This is a genomic window from Faecalimonas umbilicata (assembly GCF_004346095.1).
Lineage (GTDB): Bacteria > Bacillota > Clostridia > Lachnospirales > Lachnospiraceae > Faecalimonas > Faecalimonas umbilicata.
The window spans coordinates 20,104-43,195 of sequence record NZ_SLZV01000010.1 but is presented as its reverse complement, the minus strand read 5'-3'; the positions used below and the strand labels follow the sequence as shown (position 1 = coordinate 43,195).

The 23,092-nt window shown below is 41.4% G+C and carries 15 protein-coding genes and 4 pseudogenes; 18 read left to right on the top strand and 1 reads right to left on the bottom strand.

Annotation, left to right across the window (positions count from 1 at the left end; all coding sequences use genetic code 11):
* Window positions 1–12 precede the first annotated feature (12 nt).
* Genes EDD74_RS06145 through EDD74_RS06135 form a run of 3 tightly spaced genes read left to right on the top strand, consistent with a single transcriptional unit; the run spans window position 13 to window position 2,758 of the window.
* Window positions 13–1,197, top strand: coding sequence for a cation diffusion facilitator family transporter (locus tag EDD74_RS06145; protein WP_116441065.1), 1,185 nt, complete (start codon window positions 13–15; stop codon window positions 1,195–1,197).
* A gap of 15 nt (window positions 1,198–1,212) precedes the next feature.
* Entirely contained in the window at window positions 1,213–1,935 is a 723-nt protein-coding gene (locus tag EDD74_RS06140) for an acyl-[acyl-carrier-protein] thioesterase (protein WP_016439532.1), read from the top strand.
* A 1-nt stretch (window position 1,936) separates the two neighbouring features.
* On the top strand, window positions 1,937–2,758 hold the full coding sequence (locus EDD74_RS06135) for a CvfB family protein (RefSeq protein WP_009263364.1): 822 nt from the start codon (window positions 1,937–1,939) through the stop codon (window positions 2,756–2,758).
* Window positions 2,759–2,885: 127 nt separating this feature from the next.
* Here the strand turns inward: EDD74_RS06135 and EDD74_RS06130 are convergent, their stop codons facing one another.
* Window positions 2,886–3,911, bottom strand: coding sequence for a LacI family DNA-binding transcriptional regulator (locus EDD74_RS06130; RefSeq protein WP_116441066.1), 1,026 nt, complete (start codon window positions 3,909–3,911; stop codon window positions 2,886–2,888).
* A 238-nt stretch (window positions 3,912–4,149) separates the two neighbouring features.
* On the opposite strand from EDD74_RS06130, the gene EDD74_RS06125 reads away from it, so the two are divergent.
* The 15 genes and pseudogenes from EDD74_RS06125 to EDD74_RS06050 all read left to right on the top strand — a co-directional run bounded on the left by EDD74_RS06125 (window position 4,150) and on the right by EDD74_RS06050 (window position 23,077).
* Window positions 4,150–5,088, top strand: a complete 939-nt coding sequence (locus EDD74_RS06125) for an ABC transporter permease (protein WP_016441357.1) — start codon at window positions 4,150–4,152, stop codon at window positions 5,086–5,088.
* An 11-nt stretch (window positions 5,089–5,099) separates the two neighbouring features.
* Window positions 5,100–5,999 (top strand): carbohydrate ABC transporter permease, encoded by a 900-nt coding sequence (locus EDD74_RS06120; RefSeq protein WP_009263361.1) that lies wholly within the window; start codon window positions 5,100–5,102, stop codon window positions 5,997–5,999.
* Between the two features lie 11 nt (window positions 6,000–6,010).
* On the top strand, window positions 6,011–7,684 hold the full coding sequence (locus EDD74_RS06115; protein WP_008977065.1) for a type 2 periplasmic-binding domain-containing protein: 1,674 nt from the start codon (window positions 6,011–6,013) through the stop codon (window positions 7,682–7,684).
* The gene (locus tag EDD74_RS06110) at window positions 7,677–9,167 is read left to right on the top strand and encodes a glycoside hydrolase family 32 protein (protein ID WP_116441067.1); all 1,491 of its coding nucleotides are present in this window, start codon (window positions 7,677–7,679) and stop codon (window positions 9,165–9,167) included. Before EDD74_RS06115 ends, EDD74_RS06110 begins: the two co-directional genes overlap by 8 nt.
* A 17-nt stretch (window positions 9,168–9,184) precedes the next feature.
* Window positions 9,185–10,153 carry a carbohydrate kinase family protein gene (locus EDD74_RS06105; RefSeq protein WP_116441068.1) on the top strand — a complete coding sequence of 323 codons (969 nt, stop codon included), beginning with the start codon at window positions 9,185–9,187 and terminating at the stop codon, window positions 10,151–10,153.
* Between the two features lie 194 nt (window positions 10,154–10,347).
* Window positions 10,348–11,997, top strand: a pseudogene (gene dnaE / locus EDD74_RS06100) (DNA polymerase III subunit alpha); the annotation flags it as partial.
* Window positions 11,998–12,778: 781 nt separating this feature from the next.
* The gene (gene ltrA, locus EDD74_RS06095) at window positions 12,779–14,662 is read left to right on the top strand and encodes a group II intron reverse transcriptase/maturase (protein ID WP_116441069.1); all 1,884 of its coding nucleotides are present in this window, start codon (window positions 12,779–12,781) and stop codon (window positions 14,660–14,662) included.
* A gap of 414 nt (window positions 14,663–15,076) precedes the next feature.
* A pseudogene (gene dnaE, locus EDD74_RS06090) lies at window positions 15,077–15,676 on the top strand (DNA polymerase III subunit alpha); the annotation flags it as partial.
* An 836-nt stretch (window positions 15,677–16,512) separates the two neighbouring features.
* Window positions 16,513–16,845, top strand: a pseudogene (locus EDD74_RS06080) (group II intron reverse transcriptase/maturase); the annotation flags it as partial.
* 148 nt (window positions 16,846–16,993) lie between these two features.
* A pseudogene (locus EDD74_RS06075) lies at window positions 16,994–18,223 on the top strand (helix-hairpin-helix domain-containing protein); the annotation flags it as partial.
* Between the two features lie 70 nt (window positions 18,224–18,293).
* The gene (gene pfkA, locus EDD74_RS06070) at window positions 18,294–19,268 is read left to right on the top strand and encodes a 6-phosphofructokinase (RefSeq protein ID WP_008977056.1); all 975 of its coding nucleotides are present in this window, start codon (window positions 18,294–18,296) and stop codon (window positions 19,266–19,268) included.
* A gap of 242 nt (window positions 19,269–19,510) precedes the next feature.
* On the top strand, window positions 19,511–20,347 hold the full coding sequence (gene murI, locus EDD74_RS06065) for a glutamate racemase (protein ID WP_009263356.1): 837 nt from the start codon (window positions 19,511–19,513) through the stop codon (window positions 20,345–20,347).
* Window positions 20,348–20,393: 46 nt separating this feature from the next.
* A complete protein-coding gene (locus EDD74_RS06060; RefSeq protein ID WP_008977054.1) occupies window positions 20,394–20,867 on the top strand; it encodes a YwiB family protein in 474 nt (157 codons plus the stop codon).
* A 210-nt stretch (window positions 20,868–21,077) separates the two neighbouring features.
* Window positions 21,078–21,761, top strand: a complete 684-nt coding sequence (locus tag EDD74_RS06055; protein WP_116441071.1) for a response regulator transcription factor — start codon at window positions 21,078–21,080, stop codon at window positions 21,759–21,761.
* Window positions 21,762–21,796: 35 nt separating this feature from the next.
* Entirely contained in the window at window positions 21,797–23,077 is a 1,281-nt protein-coding gene (locus EDD74_RS06050; RefSeq protein ID WP_116441072.1) for an ATP-binding protein, read from the top strand.
* Window positions 23,078–23,092 lie beyond the last annotated feature (15 nt).

The window sequence follows — 23,092 nt, the reverse complement described above, 5'->3', positions numbered from 1 at the left end:
GAGAGGGATTTTATGACCGATTGGTTAGTAAAACGATTTGTAAAAGACTATGAAGAGACAGGAAACAACGTAGTCCGGACAAGATATGGGATGCTGGCGAGTGTCGTCGGCATCTTTTGTAATGTGTTATTATTCTTGATAAAAATAAGTATCGGGTTTGTTCTGCGAAGTATTTCGGTTATGGCAGATGCATTTAACAACCTGTCAGATGCGGGATCTTCCATCATAAGCTTTGTAGGAGTTCGGATCGCAAGTAAGCCCGCAGATAAAGATCACCCGTTTGGGCATGGAAGAATCGAGTATATTTCTGCACTGGTAGTATCTTTCCTTGTCATTGAGGTCGGGTTTACCTTTTTGAAAGATGCGATTCAGAAAATCATGCATCCGCAGGAGATGCACTTTCAGTTGATTTCTGTTATAATATTATTGCTTTCTGTCGGAATCAAGCTGTGGCTTGGAATGTTCAATAAGAAATTAGGAAAACGAATCCATTCCCAGGTGATGCTGGCGACAGCGGCCGACTCGATCGGAGATGTGATCACAACTTCAGCGACGATTCTTTCGCTGATTGTTTTTGGAGTGACGGGAATTAATATCGATGGATTTGTAGGACTGGGAGTGTCACTTGTCGTGATGTGGGCAGGAATCAGCATTGCAAAAGACACACTGGAGCCATTGATCGGAGAAGCGGTTTCCCCGGAAGTCTATGTACAGATCACAAAATTTGTAGAGCAGTATGATGGGATTGTAGGGAGCCATGATTTGATCGTACATAATTACGGACCTGGGAAAAGTATGGCATCCATCCATGCAGAGGTTCCTAACGATACAGACATTGAGGCATCACACGAGGTGATCGACCGGATTGAGCGGGATGCGCTCAAGCAGCTTGGCATTTTTCTTGTCATTCATATGGATCCCGTTGAGACGAAAGATGAGACAGTACTTGCAGCGAGAAAGATGGCAGAAGAAGTGCTGCAGTCGCTGGACGTAGATGCAAGTATCCATGATTTCCGAATGGTAGACGGCAAAGACCAGATCAATCTGATCTTTGACATGGTAGTGCCACATGAATATGATCAGGCAAAGCAGAGGGAGCTGCATGACTTATTTGTCAGATGTATCCGGGAGAGAGATTCCAGATACCAGTGTGTGATCACCGTGGAGACAAGTTTTATCAATGAGAAAGAAAAGTAAAAGAGGCGCAGAGAAATGAAATATCAGTGGAAACAACGGATCAGATACAGCGAAGTCGATGGGGAAAGGAAACTGACCATTCCCAATCTTGTCAATTATTTTCAAGATTGCAGTACCTTCCAGTCAGAAGAACTTGGGGTCGGATGTGAATATATGGAGGAGCATCAGAAAGCATGGGTATTGTCTTTCTGGCAGATTGTGATCGAGCGTCGGCCAAAACTTGGTGAGGAAGTTACGGTAGAGACGTTCGCGACCGGATTTGACGGATTGTATGGGACGAGAAATTTTGTGATGACCGATGCAAAAGGTAGTAAAATCGCTTATGCCTATTCCATATGGGTATTCATGGATCTGAAAAAAGGGCGTCCGGTAAGACCACAGCCTCAGGAAATCGCAGGATATGGAACAGAGGAACCGCTTCCGATGGAATATGCAGGAAGAAAGATCCCTCTGCCAAAAGAACGAAAGCAGGGCGAGCCATTTCCAGTGAGAAGACATCAGATCGATACGAATCACCATGTGAACAATAGCCAGTATGTGCAGATGGCCTTGGATGTCTGGGAAGAGATGGGAACGCCGTCTAAGATCAGGGAACTGAGGGTTGAGTACAAAAAATCAGCAGTGTACGGAGATATGATTTATCCGTCTATGATAGAGGAACAAGACAACACAACGATCGTGCTTGGAGATGAAAAGGAAAGACCATATGCGATCGTGCAAGTAAGAGGAGAAAATTAGGATGCAGTTAGGGAAAAAACAAGTATTGACAGTAGTAAAAATCGTGGATTTTGGAGTGTATTTGGGAAGTGATGAAGAAAGAGTGCTCCTTCCGAAAAAGCAGGTTCCGGAGGACATTGAAGTGGGAGATCCGATTGAGGTCTTTCTGTATAAGGATTCCAGCGACCGTCTGATCGCCACGACCAATGAGCCGGAATTGAAAGTCGGAGAATTGGCAGTGCTCGAAGTTGCAGATGTAGGAAAATTCGGGGCATTTCTGTCGTGGGGACTGGAAAAGGATCTGTTCCTTCCATTTAAAGAACAGACAGCAAAAGTGGAAAAAGGAGATAAATGTCTTGTGACACTTTATATTGACAAAAGTCAGAGACTTTGTGCAACAATGAAAGTATACGGTCTTCTTCGCACAGATTCTCCGTATAAGAAAGATGATATGGTACATGGGATTGTCTATGACACCAGTGATCGTTTTGGAGTCTTTGTTGCCGTAGATAATAAATATTCTGCGCTGATCCCAAGAAAAGAAGTTTTTAAAAATTTCCGTGTCGGAACAGAGGTGACTGGAAGAGTTACTGCGGTCAAAGAAGACGGAAAGCTGGATTTAAGCATCCGCGAGAAAATTCCGGCGCAGATGGATAAAGATGCAGAGTATGTGCTTGGCATTATGAAAAAATGCGATGGAAAGCTGCCGTTTAATGATAAAGCAGACGCAGAAAAGATTAAAAAAGAACTGGGCATGAGCAAAAATGCATTCAAAAGAGCAGTGGGAAGACTGCTTAAGGAGAGAAAGATTGAGATCAAAGAAGATTCCATTGTGATGAAATAGGCAGAAGAAATGATTTGATATAGGTAAAATACTCCGAAATAAAAGGAACTGTTGTACTAAGAAAATAGTATTACAGTTCCTTTTTGAGTGTTTTCTTTTCTGTGCAAAGGAGATTTTTTGACCGCATTTAATCCGTAGTATTCCGGCGGATCAAAACAGGAGTAATCTGCTTATGAATCGGTTCGCTTAAAGGAACGGGCTGCCTTTTCTTCATCTCGTTCATTTGGAGGATCAGAAGTTCCATAGCTGTTTTGGAAATTTGATCGATCTGTTGTCCGATAGTGGAAATAGGGATGATTGCCTCGTTCGCAATAGGGGAATTGTCAAATCCCATGATCTGATACTCTTCTGGTAATGTTCCATATTTTTGAAAAACTAGGTTTAGAAAAATATTTGCATAGGTATCATTGGCGAGAAAAACACCTTTTTTCTTTCCTGGATAAGCATTGTCAATTTTGACAAAAACTTTTTTGATTGCTTCGTAAGTTGTCTCATAAGTGGAACCAAGATCTTGCAGCATCAGTTCATAAGGAACATGGTGTTCGATGCAGGTATCTTCAAAACCACGGATACGATTGTAAGCGGGAACCTGCTTAGGAACCGGAACATTGACGTGAATGAGGATTTCACACTGATTCCGAATCAGGAGAGTGGCTGCCTGTACGGCTCCCATATAATTGTCAGTGTTGACGCTGCAGATATGTTCTGCTTCCCGCTCGATAGCAACGATCGGAATATGATAGGAGGCCAGTTTTTCTGAAGGAAACGTGTGGCTTAAGACAATCAATCCCTCAATCTTATATGCCATCAGCTCATCTAAATATTGTTGTTCCAGTTCTTTCTGGTCGCTGCTTACAAATACAAGAAATTTGTAATGGTAGTCTGTGTAGCTGGATAAAAGCTGATTCAACATCTCAGAATAATAGTGTAGATAAAGGTTCGGGATAATGATGCCGACAAATTCACTCTTTCCATTTGCGAGAACTTTTGCGAGTTTGTTTTCCTGATAATCAAGCTCGTCCAGTGCTTTTGCAATTTTTTCCTGATTTTCCAGAGTCAGGGAATCCGGGTCATTAAAATATCTGGAGATAGTTGTCTTGGAGAATCCGGTATATTTTGCAATGTCAGCAAAGGTGACTTTCTTTTTGCTCATAATAAAACGCCTCTTTCTATAAATTAACATTAGTATAGCAAGAACAACTGTAAAAAGCAATTTAAAAATAACTGGTAAAGTGACCGGTTATTTAGAGTGGGAGAAAAGAGAGTGATTTTTTGGAAAAAATGTTGACAGAGGAGCAATTTTATTGTAGTATCAAATCAAAAGTAACCGGTTACTTTATCGGTTGCGGAACCGGTTTATAAAAGAGGAAAAGAAAATGGAGGAACAAAGCATGAGGACGTTTGCGAGAAAGAAAACAGTTTCTGCAAAGCAGACAATGAGGCAGAAGCTGGCGTATGTCAGAAAGAACTGGCAGTTGTATGTGATTTTTTTAATGCCAGCTCTTCTTTTGACGATTATTTTTAAGTATATCCCAATGAGTGGAGTATTGATCGCATTTGAGGATTACAATGTCATCGAAGGGATTTTTGGAAGTGAGTGGGTAGGTCTGGAGTATTTTAAGAGATTCCTGTCTTCACCAGATTTTATGAATTATTTGCTGAACACATTGAAATTGAGTGCATATGGGCTTTTATGGGGATTCCCGGTACCGATTATTTTAGCATTGTTGCTAAATCGGATTCGAAAGGTTGGACTGCGGAAGAATATTCAATTATTGATTTATGCACCAAATTTCATTTCAGTGATCGTTCTCTGTGGTATGGTTAGGATGTTTTTGTCACCGGTAGGTCCGATCAATCAGGTGCTTGGAATCAACACAAACTGGATGGCAATGCCGGAGGCATTTCGTACCATTTATATCGCCAGTGGAATCTGGCAGGGAGCTGGATGGGCTTCGATCATGTATACGGCAGCGCTTTCCAACGCAAGTAAGGATTTAGAGGAGGCGGCAATCGTAGATGGTGCAAATATTTTTCAGCAGATTCGTTATGTAGAACTTCCGGCCATCAAAAACATTATTGTCATTCAGTTTATTTTGCAGGCAGGAAATATTATGAGCATCGGATTTGAAAAGGCATATGCATTACAGACTTCGATGAATCTTCCGGCATCAGAAATTTTATCAACATATGTTTATCGAATTGGTCTGCTGAATGGCGATTACGGATATTCAACAGCGGTCGGTCTGTTCAACTCGGTTATCAATGTTATTTTATTGATCGCGGTAAATCTGATCGTGAAGAAGCTTAATGATGGAGAAGGATTATAGGAGGTGCAAAAATGAAGGCAACAGGAAGAAAAAGAAAACTGGGAATGTCAGATAGACTGATCTTGGGAGTTGGATATTTCGCGTTAGGTTTATTTGTACTTGCGATTATCATTCCGCTTGTATATGTTGTAGCAGCTTCTTTTATGGATCCAAATGTATTGAACAGTCAGGGAATCAGCTTTGATTTTAAGAAATGGACCTTAGATGCCTATCGGAGAGTACTGGAAAATGAGATGATCTGGAGAGGATTTTTCAATTCCTTTTTCTATTCCACAGCATTTACAGTCATTTCGGTGTTTATCACATTGTTAGCTGCGTATCCGATGTCAAAAAAAGATTTTGTCGGAAGAGGATTTTTTAATGTGATTTTCATCATTACCATGTTTTTTGGAGGAGGATTGATTCCGACTTTTATTTTGATCAATCAGTTACATCTGGTGAATACGATTTGGGCGATTTTGATTCCGGGGGCATTTAATGTTTGGAATATGATTCTTGCAAGAACTTACTATCAATCAATACCGAAAGAGTTGCGGGAAGCATCTGCGCTGGATGGGGCAAGCGAGCTTCAGCATTTCTTTAAAATCATGATTCCAGTCTGCAAGCCGATCATCGCTGTTTTGGCATTGTGGTCTTTTGTGGGAATGTGGAATAGCTATTTTGATGCATTGATTTACTTAAATGATGCGGATCTGCAGCCATTGCAGCTTGTGCTTCGGTCTATTTTAGTGCAGAATACGCCGCAGCCGGGAATGATCGCGGATATCCAAAGTACGGCAGAGATGGCGAAAGTGGCAGAATTATTGAAATATGCCACAATCGTTGTATCAAGTTTACCATTATTGATCATGTACCCATTTTTCCAAAAATATTTTGATCAGGGTATTATGGTCGGTTCAGTGAAAGGTTAGGAGGCAGCAGCATGAGAAGAAAGAAGAATACCGTAATTGCAGCAGGATTATCTTTGGTGCTTGCATGTTCTGTTGTGGGATGCGGAGACGGAAAGAAGATGGAAGCAGAGATCAATCCGGATACACCAGTGGAAGAAGTAGCATTTCCATTAAAAGAAAAAGCGGAACTGTCATTTATTACCAATGCGCCGGCAACTTCTACACAAGATCCAAATCAAAGAGAGATCTTCAAAAGACTGGAGAAACAGACGAACGTACATATTGACTGGACCTGTTTTGTGGCAGACCAGTTTGCAGATAAGAAAAATCTTGCGTTGGCTCAATTTGGAAATCTTCCGGATGGGCTTTTCAATGCGGGGATGAATGATTATGATCTTTTACGCTATGCAAAACAAGGAATCATTATTCCTCTGGAGGAGTTGATTGACAAATACATGCCTAATTTGCAGGCGGTATTTGAACAGTATCCGGAATACAGAACAATGTGCACAGCTCCGGATGGACATATTTATTCCTTTCCGTGGATTGAACAGCTTGGAGAGGGAAAAGAAGCGATTCAGGCAATTGGCAATATTCCTTATATCAATAAAAAGTGGCTGGATTTTTTAGGACTGGAAGTACCGGATACGACAAAAGAACTAGAACAGGTACTGATCGCTTTTCGGGATAATGCAGATCTTTTGGAAAGCGAATTTGAAATAGAGGGAGATGTTATCCCAATGTCTTTTATCATCAATAATGGAGATCAGGATCCAGGAATCTTAATCAATGGATTCGGAGAAGGCTATGGGGACACGGGGGATCATTTTGCGGTGACAGATGAAGGAAAAGTGATCTATACCACTGTGCAGGAAGGATATAAAGAAGGTATTCAATGGCTGCATGGGCTGGTAGAGCAGGATTTGGTCGATCCGGAAGCTTTCACACAAGAGTGGTCTACTTATGTAGCGAAAGGAAAGAGCCATCGTTATGGGCTTTGCTTCACATGGGATATTTCTAATATTGATAATTATGAGGACTATGTTATGCTGCCAGCGCTCGCAGGCCCAGAAGGACTGGTAAACATTACAAGACAGAATAACAGTGAAACGAGTGGGTTTGACAGAGGACGCTGTGTACTGACAACAAGTTGCCGAAATACTGCACTGGCGGCTGCGTGGATCGATCAGATGTATGCTCCGTTACAGTCTCCGCAGAATAACTGGGGAACCTATGGAGAAAAAGATTCCTTTAATATTTTTGAGATGAGTGAGAATGCACAGGGCGAAAAAATGTTAAAGCATATGGACCTTGGAGAGCAGTCTCCGGTGGAAGTCCGAGAGGCACAGTCGGTCAATGGACCACTGGCAATATTAAATGAGTATTACGATACTTATGTGACACAGCCTACGGATGCAAAATGGCGTCTCGATAATATGCATGAAGTATACTTGGAGGACATGAACAGCAAGTATGTATACCCAAATGTATTTATGAGCATTGCAGATACGAATAAAGTATCTCAGTACGATACTGATATCAAGAAGTATGCAGAACAGAAAAAAGCAGACTGGATTTTAAATGGCGGAATTGAAGAAGAGTGGGATAGCTATCTGAAAAAAATGGAGCAGTATGGACTATCCGATTATTTAAAAATCAAGCAGAAATATTTTGATCAATATCAGGAATCCTTAAAGAATGAATAGAAAGACAGGTGATCAGAGCGTGAGTGAAAAATTAGAAAGAGCGCGAGAATATGAAAAAAATAGACAAAATGAGATTTCTTCCGAAGAAAAACCGGTGTTTCATATCACACCACCGATTGGCTGGATGAATGACCCAAATGGATTTTCATTTTATGATGGGAAAATTCATCTGTTTTATCAGTACCATCCTTATACAAGAGAGTGGGGACCGATGCACTGGGGACACAGTGTCTCCGAGGATATGATTTCATGGGAAAATCTTCCTGTGGCGTTGGCTCCGGATGAAAAGTATGATGCATTGGGATGTTTTTCAGGAAGCGCTCTGGAAGCAAATGGAAAACACGTGCTTCTCTATACTGGTGTGAGCAGACAAGTACTGGAAGATGGAAGAGAAGAAGAGCGACAGAATCAATGCATTGCATATGGAGATGGAATTTCTTATGAGAAATCTTCTAAAAATCCTGTAGTGACTGGAGAACTGATGCCGGAGAACTGTAGCCGGATTGATTTCCGTGATCCTAAAGTATGGAAAAAAGGGGATACCTATTATCTCATCGTAGGGAATAAAAATGCAGAACAAAAAGGACAGGTTGTTCTTTTTTCCAGCAAAAATTTAGAAGATTGGAAATTTGAAACTGTACTGGCAGAAAACAGTGACGGCAAAGTGGGGACCATGTGGGAATGTCCGGATTTCTTCGCATTGGATGAAAAATATTTTCTAATCTGTTCGCCGCAGAATATGAAAGCACAGAAATACGAATTTCATAATGGAAATAATTCTGTATATTTTGTGGGAGATTACGATGAAAACACACATACATTCCAAAAAGAGATGCCGAAAACATTGGATTATGGATTAGACTTTTATGCACCGCAGACGACAGAATTGCCGGATGGAAGAAGAATCCTGATTGCGTGGATGAAATCCTGGGATGCCTGCGTAATTCCGGAAGAACAAAAATGGCAGGGAATGATGACACTTCCAAGAGAATTACATTATGTAAATGGAAAGTTATATCAGAAACCGGTAGAAGAATTGAAAAACTATCGAAAGAATTCTTGCCTTTTGGAAAATCAGGAAGTATCTGGTACGGTGCAATTTGATGAAGTGAAAGGGCGGATTTTAGATCTGACAGTGGAAATCTGCGAAGGAGTCTTCGATGAATTTTGCATCGAACTGGCACACAATCAAGAATATACGACCAGTTATACTTATTATAGAAAAAAACAGATAATGGAAGTGAACCGAACATACTGCGGTGTGACAAGGGACATCGTATGTCAGCGTGCGTGGAAACTTCCAGAACAAAAAGAACCTTTAAAACTTCGTTTTATTATGGACAGACAGTCTATAGAATTATTTATTAACGATGGGGAGCAGGTGTCTACCACAGCGATCTGTACGCCGATGGAAGCAGAAGAGATTGTATTTTGTTGTGATGGAACAGTAAAAATCAACGTGGAAAAACATGAACTGATTTAAAGAGCAGGAGGAAGGCAATGGATGTAGTAGCATTAGGAGAACTTCTGGTAGATTTTACCAGTGCAGGAATCAGCGGTCAGGGTAATCAGATTTATGAGGCAAATCCTGGAGGAGCGCCATGCAATGTACTTGCAATGCTTCAGAAACTGGGGAGAAATACCGCATTTATTGGAAAAGTAGGGAAAGACTCTTTTGGAGAAATGTTGGTGTCGGTAGTAAAAGAACAGGGAATTTCCGCAGAGGGAATCTGCTATGATGAGAAAATCCCAACGACATTGGCTTTTGTACATAATGCAGCAGATGGAGAGCGTACGTTTTCCTTTTATCGGAATCCCGGTGCGGATATGATGCTTCGAAAAGAAGAAGTTGAGGAAGCGCTTTTAAAAGAGACAAAACTTTTTCATTTTGGAAGTCTTTCTATGACATCGTCTGAGGCAGAAGAAGCGACAAAATATGCCATTTGGACAGCAAAACAAAATGGTGCGATAATCTCTTTTGATCCTAATTTGCGTCCGGCACTTTGGAATCATTTAGATGAGGCAAAAGAAAAGATTGCATTTGGAATGAGTCAGTGCGATGTGTTGAAAATCTCTGACAATGAGATTACATTTATGACAGGAGAAACAGACATTGATCGCGGAGTACAGAAACTGATAGAGGAATATCAGATTCCTTTTGTCTGTGCAACGATGGGAAATCAGGGAAGCAAAGCATTTTTTGGCAATGAGATTGTGGAAGCAGAAGCCTTTTTGATGGAGGACACAATCGATACAACTGGAGCAGGAGATACATTTTGCGCTTGCCTTCTGGACTACATATTAAGATATGGCATACAGAAGCAAGACAAAGAAAGGGTAAGGGAAATGCTACAGTTTGCCAATGCAGCAGCTGCATTGATCACGACGAAAAAAGGCGCTCTGCGAGTGATGCCGGAACGAGAAGAAATTGAAAAGGTTTTGGGAGGAAAATCCTGCTCTTCATTTTGAGGGGCAGGATTTTTCTATTAGAAAAGGAATGACGGCGAGTTTCAATGATGATATACTGGATTCGTAGATTTTAGAATCATTGTAATAAATATTTGAGTAATAAAAATCTGCCGGACCGATTCAGAAGGAAATGGTATTTTCATTGCTTCGGATATTGGCAGGAAGAGAAGAAAAGGAGGAAATCAGCAACATCTATGAGTTTTGCACATTTGCATGTCCATACAGAGTACAGTCTTCTGGATGGATCAAATAAAATCAAAGAGTACGTTGCCAGGGTAAAAGAGCTGGGGATGAACAGTGCTGCGATCACCGATCACGGTGTCATGTTTGGTGTGATTGATTTTTACCGGGCGGCGAAGGCTGCAGGCATCAATCCCATTCTTGGCTGTGAGGTGTATGTGGCTCCCGGGTCACGTTTTGACCATGAGATCAATGGCGGGGAGGACCGCTATTACCATCTGGTATTGTTGGCAGAAAATAATCAGGGATATCAGAATCTGATGAAGATTGTTTCCAAAGGGTTTGTGGAAGGATATTATTACAAGCCAAGAATTGATATCGAATTGTTAGAAGAGTACCATGAAGGAATCATTGCACTGAGTGCTTGTCTTGCAGGGGAAGTACAGAAAAATCTTCTTCGGGGAATGTTCGAGGAAGCGAAACAGGCAGCACTGAGATATGAATCTATTTTCGGAAAGGGGAATTTCTTTCTGGAGCTTCAGGATCATGGGCTGACCGAGCAGGCAGATGTCAATCAGCGTCTGATTCGGCTGGCGGCAGAGACCGGGATCGAGCTTGTGGCGACCAATGACGTCCACTATACTTATGCGGAGGATGAGAAACCGCATGACATTCTGCTGTGTATTCAGACCGGGAAAAAGCTGACAGATGAAAACCGGATGCGCTATGCAGGCGGACAGTATTATGTCAAGTCAGAGCAGGAGATGATCGAATTATTCCCATATGCAAGGCAGGCGCTGGAAAATACGCAGAAGATTGCAGACAGATGTCATGTGGAGATTGAATTTGGAGTGACGAAACTTCCAAAATACGATGTGCCAGGGGGAATGACTTCATGGGAGTATCTGAATCAACTCTGTTTTGAAGGGTTAGAACGCCGGTATCCAAATCCGGGAGAAGAATTAAAAGAACGTCTTTCCTATGAATTGAGTACGATCAAAAATATGGGATATGTGGATTATTTCCTGATCGTATGGGATTTCATCAAATATGCGAGGGACAATGATATCAGTGTAGGGCCGGGGCGAGGTTCTGCGGCGGGAAGTATTGTCTCGTACTGCCTTGGGATCACGAATATTGATCCGATCCGCTATCAGCTTCTGTTTGAACGTTTCTTAAATCCTGAGCGTGTGTCCATGCCGGATATCGATATTGATTTCTGCTTTGAACGGCGTCAGGAAGTCATCGATTATGTTGTGAGAAAATATGGGAAAGACCGCGTTGTGCAGATCGTAACATTCGGTACAATGGCGGCAAGAGGTGTGATCCGCGATGTAGGACGTGTGATGGATCTGCCGTATGCATTTGTCGATACGATCGCAAAGATGATTCCGACAGAGCTAAATATCACGATCGATAAAGCATTGAAAATGAATCCGGAGTTCCGGAAAATGTATGAGACAGACGAACAGGTAAAATATTTGATCGACATGTCCAAACGTCTCGAAGGGCTTCCACGGCATACGTCGATGCATGCTGCCGGAGTCGTGATCAGTCAGAAGTCGGTAGACGAATATGTGCCGCTTTCCAGAGCATCGGACGGTTCGATCACGACACAGTTTACGATGACGACACTGGAAGAACTTGGTCTTTTGAAAATGGATGTGCGAATTGTTCGCTAACGAAACACTCCAGAAATGGAAACAAGTTAGCGGAGCAGAATGAACTCTGCTTAACTGTTGATTTGATTAGGTTGGTGAAATCCCAACTATAGAGTAAATGCTGATACTCTAATCCCTGATACTCCGACATGCTAATCGGTCTTAAAACTGAAAGGTATGAAGCTCGGTAAAGTCGGCTGAAAAGTCATCTAAGTAAAAGAAACATACGAGTAAAGTTGGTTTAAAAGAGGCTAGAGCCCGCCCGCTTGAAAATATGGTAGTAAGTTATATGAAGGCAAAGTAAGTCGGGGGTCCTGTAAAATGCAATATGCTGACTCACCAGGAACCGTCGTATGAAAGGCTCGTAATTTAACGACCCCGACGAAAGTTGGGTCATCCCTGTAGGGATTTAAGTTGCGGTATTCGTATTGTCCATTGCGAATGCGGTGTGTATCCAGTAAAGGATATGCGTTCTGATTCCATTCAGCTAACGGAAGAAAGAATAGCTTACGGGTTAAAGACGGCAGCTAAGTTGCTATAATAAAAGGATAAAATCAATGGAACAATTGAAACTCGAAAGAAAATGTTAAGATGTTTAAGCGTCAAAGTTTCTAACAAGTAGGAAATGACTTGTGAATTCGAGTGGCAGCAGCCCGTAGTAGTGTTGAAGCGGAGTAATGTCCGTGGAGCGAAGGGGCATAGTCAAGAATAGGGTTATGTAAGAATGTTCAATTATTAAGGTAGCCGTTGAGCGAAACGAACTAACCATAGGAGGTGATTGCCTATGGGGACAAAACTTAATAAAGTTCCTACTACTGAAAAGGAACTTAACGAACTCTTACAAAATGTCTATCTGATGGCAAAGAAGAATTATGAAGAAAGAAAGCAAAGTAATTTCACAGGTATCTTAGAAATTATTGCATCAGAACCCAACATAGTATCAGCCATTCATAAAATCAAAGGAAACAAAGGCAGTAATACTGCTGGCGTCGACAAGAAAGTAATGAGTGATTACCTTGAAAAAGGATACGATGAAGTTCTAGAGGAAGTAAAAAGTAGATTATATAATTACAACCCCGAAATGGTGCGAAGAGTATGGATACCAAAACCTGGTAAATCCGAAAAAAGACCACTTGGAATACCAACGATTATCGATAGAATTATACAGGCATGCGTAAGAAATATAATAGAACCAATTGCAGAAGCACAGTTCTTTGAACATTCATATGGTTTTAGACCTATGAGGTCTGCAGATATGGCAATAGCAAGAATCAAGCGTATAAACTGGACATCCAAATGCTACTGGGCAGTCGAGGGCGATATTAAAGGTTTCTTTGACAACATTGACCACAATGTAATGATTAAAAGCTTATGGAATATCGGAATCCGAGACAAGAGGGTACTAAGTATCATCAAACAAATGCTTAGAGCAGGAGTAATGGATGAATGTGCAAAGAGCGAACTTGGAACACCGCAAGGTGGTATCATTTCTCCGCTATTAGCCAACATTTATCTAAATCGATTTGATAATTATATGACAGGTGATTTTGAAAGGAAGAAACTTAAAAAGCAACATTCAAGAAGAGACGGTGAACTAACCGCTATGAGAAATCACAGCAATCTGAAAACCTGTTACTTCATCAGATATGCAGATGACTGGGTTATTCTTACGGATAGCAAGGAATCCGCTGAACGACTGAAATATAAGGCGAAAAGGTATCTTAAAGAAACCTTAAAACTGGAACTTTCAGACGAAAAAACACTGATAACGAATGTATGCAGTAGACCTATCAAGTTTCTTGGTGTAGAAATCAAGATGTATAACAAGAATGGGACACTGGTTAATAGAGTTTCTCCTGACAAAGAAAGATTTGCCCGCAAAATGAAAGATTTAAGCCGAGAATTATTTTATGTAAGGAAAACCGCTACATGGGATAGAGAAAGGCTAATCCAAAACATTTTGCGAGTGGATTCAATTATTGTTGGACTTATCAATTACTATAATATGTGTGACCAAATCAGCGTTGTGGTGAGGAAGTATGCATGGTTACTAAAGTATACGGCATATAAATCGCTGAAACGTTATGGAGGTAAATGGGTCAGAGCGAATCAAGTCTCAAACCTGATTGGACTGCATTATGGACACAAAGCTCATATACCAGCAGTCGAATATAAAGGAATGTGGATTGGAATTACAGATATAAATTTTGCGAAGTGGGAAAATCCAATAAGCAAAAACCAAGCTGAAAATCCATACACACCCGAAGGTAGAGAATTGTACAATAAGAGAATGCGTAGAAAAGGGCTTCGAGTCCGAACGGATGAAGTAAATTCCAGTGACCATGCATGGTATATCAGAATGAGCAAACATCCTCTCTACAATTTTGAGTATTTTATGAATCGACCTTACACGTATAATAGAGACAAGGGAAAATGCAAGATTTGCGGGGGATATGTTGAACCTAATGAGGCACATTTTCACCATGTTGAACCGAAATTACCTAGCAGCCAAAGAAATAAGGTCAAAAACCTTATAACAGTACATGAGTACTGCCACACACTCATTCATAATGAATCTCAGCCTGAGGATTTGTCAGAAAAAACAATGAAAAAACTTGCGAAATACCGCAAGAAACTTGCTCAATCAATAAATAATCAATCAAGCTGATTTATCTCTACTAAAGTATTCAAATTACCAAGTAGGTAAGATGAATACATTTTAGAAAGGAGAAAGAAGTTATTATTAGCACTTTCAATAATCTTTGCAATGCTAACATTCGCTGGTGCATTTTATGTACTATCCTCAAATGGTATGAAGAGTGCGGGATATGCAGCAGTACCAATGGTGCTCTGTATCGCATGTCTAAGCGGGTATAGGCATAATAAAGACAAAGAGTAAATGAAAATGGATAAAAGATTGAGCAAAGGAAGTTGAATACACTGACATAACCCGAAAGTAGTTTACCGAAGACTACTATTCTTGATGGAACGCCGTGTGCGGTGAAAGCCGCATGCACGGTGTGAAGTGGGGGAAAACGACCCGTAACAGATAATGCTGACGGTGTTCGTTACCTATCACTATTTCCTAGGCTTGAGAACTCTGACCGTAATTCAGAATGCCGTCAACCTGGTGGAGCAGGCGACAGGAGTCAAGTTGGATATGGGTGAGATTGACTACAACGACAAACTGGTATTGGATTCAATCGGAACCGGGAAGACTGACGGTGTATTTCAGTTGGAGAGCGCCGGAATGAAAAACTTTATGAAAGAGCTAAAGCCGCAGAGTCTGGAAGATATCATTGCCGGTATTTCTCTGTACCGGCCGGGGCCGATGGATTTCATTCCACAGTACATCAAAGGAAAGAATGACAAAGGATCTATCACTTATGATTGCCCACAACTGGAGCCAATCCTTGCACCGACATATGGATGTATCGTTTACCAGGAACAGGTTATGCAGATTGTGCGTGATCTTGCCGGATATACACTTGGACGAAGTGACCTTTTGCGAAGGGCGATGTCAAAGAAAAAGGCGGATGTCATGGAGCGGGAGCGTCAGAGTTTTGTTTATGGCAATATTGATGAAGGAGTTCCGGGATGTCTGAACAATGGAATTGATGAGAAGACAGCGAATAAGATTTATGATGAAATGATTGATTTTGCAAAATATGCGTTCAATAAATGTTCGACTCGTTCCAGTTTAAAATAAACAAAGAACTGGCACTCATAAAGAAATCCCTATGATGAAAAGGGAAACCATTTAAGAGGAGAACTGATAATCCGACAGGATGGAATGATGGAGTAACGCCCTGAAACATCCTACCTAATACTCCGACGGGCTATATAAAACGAAAGTTAAATAGTTCGAAGTTCGGTGAAGTCGGCAGAAGTTAACCTAAACTAAGTAATAATCGCTAGTAACATTGGTACAAAAGAGACTAGAGTCCGCCCGTGTGAATTGATTATGAAAGGCATGGATGACGATATGCCGGGGTCTATAAAATACCTATGGTGAGAATGCTGTGGCATCTACACAGCTGACGAACCAGCGAATTTAAGAGTCTATATGAAGCTTATGAGGAAACTCATAAGGACGCGGACGCGTCGTTAGTGTGGTTTAGTAAGAATTTTTGTTATGAAAGACCATATAGTGTTACAGGCACTATCAAGCTAACAGGATCAGAGCTAGGCACCTAAGGGTATATATGTACAGATAGGATTATTGGTACGAGGAAAGGTATCAGGGATGTAATAATACATCTAAGACGACGAAGAAAAATAAGCGTTTGAACTGGTGCTGAAAAGTAGAGATCGAACCGAAGAAGTTCCTGTAATGGGAATGGAGGAATGGTCTCAAGCCGGAAATAGAATAATAGGAATATCGAATCTACAACAAGGATTTCGAGTAAGACAAAAAAGTCACTCAATCTATTCCAATAGAGGAGGTGATGCCTTGTGCCTACAAAGAAAGACAAGATTAAAGTTGTAGAAAGTATAAGACACTCCGAATACTACAATATGGTAGATACTTTCGATGAACTATATCGAAAGAGTAAAGAAGGGAAAACATTTGACAACCTAATGGATATTATACTCTCTGAAGAAAATATCAAGCTTGCCTACAGAGAAATCAAGGCAAACAAGGGAAGTCAAACCCCTGGCACCGATAAACTCACGATGAAAGACATAGGAAAAATGACTACTGATGAAGTGGTGAAACGTGTCAGATTTATCATGAGCGGTAGTAAACACGGATACCGACCAAAACCAGTTAGAAGAAAAGAAATTCCAAAGCCAAATGGGTCAACAAGACCTTTAGGTATACCATGCATATGGGATAGACTTATTCGTTAATTCCTATACCAATGTGTTAAAATGCAGCAGCCATAGTAGCATTGGTTTAATTCTAATTTCGGGGGAACGCCGGATGCGCTGAAAGGTGCATGTCCGGTGTGGACCGGGGGAAAAGATGGAGATAATACCAAAGTCTTACCTATCGGTATCTCATGCTGCAGCATATGCAGTTGTTTCTTATCAGACAGCCTATTTGAAATATTACTATCCCATTGAGTTTATGGCAGCGCTGATGACATCTGTGATTGAAAATCCGACAAAGGTATCAGAATATATTTATGCGGCAAGGCAGATGGGCATCAAAATCCTTCCGCCGGATATCAACCGCGGAGTCAGTGGATTCTCGGTAGATGAGGGAAATATCCGCTATGGACTGGCGGCGATCAAAAGTATCGGGAAGCCGGTCATTGAAGCAATTGTAAGTGAACGGGAAGAAAATGGATTGTACCGAGGACTGAAAGATTTTATTGAACGGATTTCCTTAAAAGAAATGTTAAATAAAAGAAGTATTGAAAACTTTATCAAAGCAGGGGCGCTAGACAATCTTGGCGGGACAAGAAAGCAGTTTATGATGATCTATATTCAGATTGTAGACAATGTCAATCAGGAAAAGAAATTTTCGATGAGCGGGCAGATGTCACTGTTTGATTTTGTCGACGAAGATCAGAAGAAAGAATTTGAGATCCAGCTTCCGGATGTTGGAGAATATGAAAAAGAGACGCTTCTTGCATTTGAGAAGGAGGTGCTTGGTGTTTATATCAGCGGGCATCCATTAGATGCCTATGAAGAGCAGTGGAAGAAAAGTGTGTCGGCAACTACACTGGACTTTCAGCTTGATGAGGAGACAAACCGGACAAAGGTGCATGACGGTGCGAAAGAAATCATCGGAGGAATGATCGTAGGGAAGACGATCAAGCATACGAAGACAAATCAAATGATGGCATTTATTACCGTGGAAGATCTGCTCGGAACGGTGGAAGTTGTCGTGTTCCCGAGAGATTATGAGGCGAACAGACAATACTTGGAAGAAGATAAGAAGGTGTTTGTCAAAGGAAGAGTTTCTGAGGAAGATGACCGTCCTAGCAAACTGATCTGTGAGAAGATTATTCCGTTTCATCAAGTAAAGAGAGAACTTTGGATCCAGTTTGCAGACAAAAATAGTTATCTTGCGGAAGAAAAGCTTTTGATGGGCATGCTCCAGGATTCTGAAGGAGATGACACAGTTGTAATTTATTGTAAGGCAGAGAAAGCAGTAAAACGCCTTCCGCGTAACTGGAACATTGGGATTGAACCGAATATTTTGAGCAGACTGACAAATTATTATGGGGAAGAACGTGTGAAAGTTGTCGAAAAATGCATTGAAAACAAATTTTAAGTATGTTAAAATAATCACAAAATATATAAATAATAATAATATTTAGGTATAGGTAAATGGAGGTAATATCATGGCAAAGCGTATACGCACAATCGGTGTCCTGACAAGTGGTGGAGATGCTCCGGGAATGAATGCGGCAATCCGTTCCGTAGTCAGAACAGCTTTGGGGAAAGGACTTAGAGTAAGAGGGATCAGAAGAGGATATCAGGGACTGATGGAAGAGGAGATCATCGATCTTTCAGCAAGAGACGTATCTGATACAATTCAGCGAGGAGGTACGATTCTCCAGACTGCCAGATGTAAGGAAATGCGTACAGAAGAAGGACAGCAGAAGGCTGCTGCAATCTGTAAGAAATACGGAATTGAAGGGCTTGTTGTCATCGGTGGAGACGGTTCTTTTGCCGGAGCACAGAAGCTTGCAAATCTCGGAATCAATACAATCGGAATCCCGGGAACAATCGATTTGGATATTGATTGTACAGAGTATACGATCGGTTTTGATACAGCGGTGAATACCGCAATGGAAGCAATTGATAAAGTGCGTGATACTTCGACTTCTCATCAGCGCTGCAGTATTGTAGAGGTTATGGGAAGAGATGCAGGGTATCTGGCATTGTGGTGTGGAATCGCCAACGGTGCAGAGGAGATCCTGCTTCCAGAAGAGCACAATTACGATGAGTCAGAAATTATCAAGAGAATTATTGAGAACAGAGATCGCGGAAAGAAACATTATATTATCATCAATGCAGAAGGTGTCGGAGACTCTATCAACATGGCAAAGAGAATCGAAGAAGCAACTGGAATGGAGACAAGAGCGACGATCCTTGGACACATGCAGCGCGGTGGAAGCCCGACAGCAAAGGACAGGGTGTATGCTTCCATTATGGGTGCAAAGGCAGTAGAACTTCTCTGCGAAGGAAAGACGAACCGTGTGGTAGGATACAAGCATGGTGAATATATTGATGTGGATATTGATGAAGCGCTGAACATGGAAAAGAAGCTTCCAGAGTATCAGCTTGAGATTGCGAAAAAACTGGCAATTTAGTGATTTTATAAGAGAAACAATCTGTCTGTGAGGACGGCAGAGCAGATGGTTTTCTCTGACTGACAAAGGAAGAAAGAACATTTTCAATTCGGACGGGCATCCAGTGACGGGGGATGATTGAAAATGTTCTTTTTTTGCTTCTCATTGGACCGGGATTTTGAGTAAAGGGAACATGCCCTTGAAATCTGCCTGATAAGCGGGTACAATAGAGAACAGATATGGCAGATAGAAGGAGAAATGTTGTGAAGATAGAGAATAAGAAAGATATGCCGATCGGCGTATTTGACTCCGGAGTCGGAGGACTTACAGTGGCAAGGGAGATTATGCGGCAGCTTCCTAATGAGAGTATTGTGTATTTCGGAGATACTGCAAGAGTACCTTATGGAAGCAAGTCGGAAACTACAATTATCCGCTATTCCCGTCAGATTATCCGCTTCCTGCTGACGAAGGAAGTGAAGGCGATTGTGATTGCCTGCAATACAGCGAGTGCGCTTGCTCTGGATGCGGTGCGGAAAGAATTTAAGATCCCGATCATCGGTGTTGTTGCACCGGGAGCGAGGGCGGCAAGGGAAGAGACAATCAATAAAAAAATCGGAGTGATCGGTACAGAGGCGACGGTAAAAAGTGAGATTTATAAAAAACTGATACAGGCAGAGGACCCTCAGATCAGTGTATCCGGAAGAGCATGTCCCCTGTTTGTGCCGCTTGTGGAAGAAGGATTTGCAAAACATAAGATTACCCGGGAAGTCATTGATATCTATCTGTCAGATATGAGAGAATCTGATATCGATACACTGATTCTTGGCTGCACACATTACCCACTCTTACGCTCAACAATCCGGGAATATATGGGAGAAAAGATTCATCTTGTGAATCCGGCATATGAGACTGCAATGGATCTTAAGCGGCTTCTGGAGGAAGAAGAGATGCTCAGAGACACTCCGGTGAATGACCAGGAAGAACATGGAGAGTATTCCTTCTATGTCAGTGATGCGGCAGATAAGTTCAAGCAGTTTGCCAATTCTATTTTGCCGTATGATATTGAGACGACAAAGCAGATCAATATTGAAGAATATTAGAATGCAACAATATGAGAGATGACAGACAAAAAGTACAGGTGAGAGTATGACAAAAGACGTATTAATAAGTATTTCGGGACTGCAGATGGACGTACTGGAGGAGGAGAAAGAGTATGAACCTATTGAAGTCGTTGCTCCTGCTAACTATTTCCTCAAAAATGGAAAACATTACATTTTATTCGATGAAGTTACAGAGGGCATACCGGGCATTACAAAAAATCGAATAAAGATTACCGGAGAGGACACTTTGGAAGTGATGAAGAGCGGTGTATCAAATGTGCACATGGTATTTGAGAAGAATAAAAAGAATCTTACATATTACCAGACACCGTATGGACAGCTTCTGATCGGTATCCATACAAAAGAAATGGAAGTGGAAGTGTCAGAGGATAATATCAATGTAAAGGTCGGATATATATTGGATGTCAATCATGAGCCATTGGCAGACTGTCAGATCCGGATCAATGTAAAGTCCAAAGATGCAGGAGACTTTCAGATTACAAAAAATATGGACTTCTAAAGAAGCATGAAAAAGGAAGGCATTGAACAGAAATGTTTGATGGCTTTCTTTTTCTTTTTTCGAGATTTGGCGGAAAAGAATATAAGGAATCTTGCAGTTTACGGAAAAGATTGTGGGTAGGATTAGGATGATTTATAATAAAAATTAAGAGAAGCATAGAAGAGATCAGAAGTTTTGGAAATCAGGATCTGAGAGGTAGGGAGAGAAAAGATGAAGCGGATTTTACTGGTGGAAGATCAGCGGGATATGAGAGAACAGCTGGCAGAAACTTTGCGAGAAGAACAGTATGAAGTGACGGAGGCAGACGGAGTGCAGAGAGGTTTCTGGGAGTTTCAGAAGCAGCAGATAGATCTATGTATTTTGGATATCGGGCTTCCAGATGGAGATGGATATGAGCTTTGCAGAAAAATAAGAGCCTGCTCGGCAGTTCCGATTATTTTTCTGACAGCATCGTTTGAGGAGGAGCAGGTAATCCGAGGACTGAAGATGGGAGCAGAAGATTATATTGGAAAGCCATTCCGGTTAGGAGAACTACTGGCGAGAGTGGAAGTACAGTTAAAAAAGGCGGAGGGAGACAGAAGAAAGGCATATCTGACTGGGGAGTTACGATTGGAGACAGGAGCTTACCGGATTTACAAGGGAGAAGAGGAGCTGCTTGTTACACCGGTGGAATATCGCCTCTGTGCTGAACTGGTCAGACAAAAGGGAAGAGTAGTAAAGAGGGAACAGCTGCTGGAGCAGATTGGTGTGTCAATGGAAGGGTTGGAAGATAATACACTGACGGTATATATCAGCCGTTTGAAGAAAAAACTGGGAACATTTGGTGGGAAATCATATATTGAGACCGTCCGGGGATTTGGATATTGCTGGAAGTGTGCCGTATATGAGCGATAATACAAAATAAATGAAGAAAAACAGAAGGTGGGAGAATGAGAACGTATCGGGAATGGAGAGGTCTTAACAAGATCTGGTGGGGAGCAGGTACTATAGTTTTTTTCCTTTTCTTAATTGGGATTGGAATGAATGCATATCGGACAGAAATGTATGACAGAATGTTGTTCGGGATATTAGAGGAAAATGGGATATCAGAGGAGCAGATGCAAAATATTGTGGCGCAGTTGACAGAGGCAGGAGGGAGATGGACAAAGGGAGAGAAAGAAAAGGCAGAGGAACGAGGTGAAATCTATCTGCAGCAGTCCGGCTATGCGAAGACAAGAGACGTCATCCGGCAGGCAGACCTAGGAAAGAAATTGTGCTGGGGTGTCGGATTATGGATAGTTGTTGTTCTGAGTGGATATTTTCTTATACAGAGTTGGAAGAAAAAAATGGAGAAACAGCTGGAAATGCTTACAGAGAGAATGGAGAGGAATGAGAGAAACGTTTCAGAGGAAGATGTTTATGAGGAAGACAGTTTGTTTTCTGAAATGGAATCTCAGATAAGGATGATAGAGAACCGGGGAAACTGGCAGGTTGCGTGTGCAAAAAAGGAAAAGGAAGGGATGGGAGAGCTGTTAGAAAACATGGCACATCAGTTAAAGACTCCTGTTTCTGTGGCACAGTTATATTTGGAAGTACTGCTTCGCAAAGAAACGGACGTAGTGAAAAGACAAAAACTGGAGGTGTGCGTAGCGCGCATGGAGGAATTGACAGAGTTGATCACTGCATTGTTAAAAGAGGGGAAGATGCAAGCAGGAAAAATACAGATGGAAAAAAAGGAACAATATTTGGATATTGCCATTGAGCATGCATGGAACCGCGTGAGGATATTGGCAGAGGAGAGGGATATTCAGTGTCAGTTTTTTGGGGAGAAGGAAATCTGCTTTGCATATAATCTGAGATGGATGACGGAGGCATTTGAAAATCTTTTAAAAAACTGTATTTTACATGGAAAAGCGTGCAGTGTATTAGAGGTTTGGGTACAAAAGAGGAAGGGAGTTTTACAGATTCAGATCAGACAAAAAGGAAATCATGTTACAGAAGAAGAAAAAAGACATTTGTTTGAACGGTTTTATTGTGCAAAAGACAGTGAACATAGAGGGGGAAGCGGAATCGGACTTCATTTAGCGAAGATGATCATTGCCCAGCATCATGGAACGATTTCTTTAGAAAACACAGAGGAGGGAGTCTGCTTTCAAATCTGCTTTCCGGTTTTTGACCGGCAGTATTTCGATCATAGCCTGTCATCGGATTGTAAGGTATGTGACTTATAATAGAGATAGGATGAG

Excerpts from the sequence above, each read along its gene's own strand:
- EDD74_RS06145 (WP_116441065.1), top strand. The coding sequence starts at position 13 with ATGACCGATTGGTTAGTAAAACGATTTGTAAAAGACTATGAAGAGACA.
- EDD74_RS06140 (WP_016439532.1), top strand. The coding sequence starts at position 1,213 with ATGAAATATCAGTGGAAACAACGGATCAGATACAGCGAAGTCGATGGG.
- EDD74_RS06135 (WP_009263364.1), top strand. The coding sequence starts at position 1,937 with ATGCAGTTAGGGAAAAAACAAGTATTGACAGTAGTAAAAATCGTGGAT.
- EDD74_RS06130 (WP_116441066.1), bottom strand. The coding sequence starts at position 3,911 with ATGAGCAAAAAGAAAGTCACCTTTGCTGACATTGCAAAATATACCGGA.
- EDD74_RS06125 (WP_016441357.1), top strand. The coding sequence starts at position 4,150 with ATGAGGACGTTTGCGAGAAAGAAAACAGTTTCTGCAAAGCAGACAATG.
- EDD74_RS06120 (WP_009263361.1), top strand. The coding sequence starts at position 5,100 with ATGAAGGCAACAGGAAGAAAAAGAAAACTGGGAATGTCAGATAGACTG.
- EDD74_RS06115 (WP_008977065.1), top strand. The coding sequence starts at position 6,011 with ATGAGAAGAAAGAAGAATACCGTAATTGCAGCAGGATTATCTTTGGTG.
- EDD74_RS06110 (WP_116441067.1), top strand. The coding sequence starts at position 7,677 with ATGAATAGAAAGACAGGTGATCAGAGCGTGAGTGAAAAATTAGAAAGA.
- EDD74_RS06105 (WP_116441068.1), top strand. The coding sequence starts at position 9,185 with ATGGATGTAGTAGCATTAGGAGAACTTCTGGTAGATTTTACCAGTGCA.
- ltrA (WP_116441069.1), top strand. The coding sequence starts at position 12,779 with ATGGGGACAAAACTTAATAAAGTTCCTACTACTGAAAAGGAACTTAAC.
- pfkA (WP_008977056.1), top strand. The coding sequence starts at position 18,294 with ATGGCAAAGCGTATACGCACAATCGGTGTCCTGACAAGTGGTGGAGAT.
- EDD74_RS06060 (WP_008977054.1), top strand. The coding sequence starts at position 20,394 with ATGACAAAAGACGTATTAATAAGTATTTCGGGACTGCAGATGGACGTA.
- EDD74_RS06055 (WP_116441071.1), top strand. The coding sequence starts at position 21,078 with ATGAAGCGGATTTTACTGGTGGAAGATCAGCGGGATATGAGAGAACAG.
- EDD74_RS06050 (WP_116441072.1), top strand. The coding sequence starts at position 21,797 with ATGAGAACGTATCGGGAATGGAGAGGTCTTAACAAGATCTGGTGGGGA.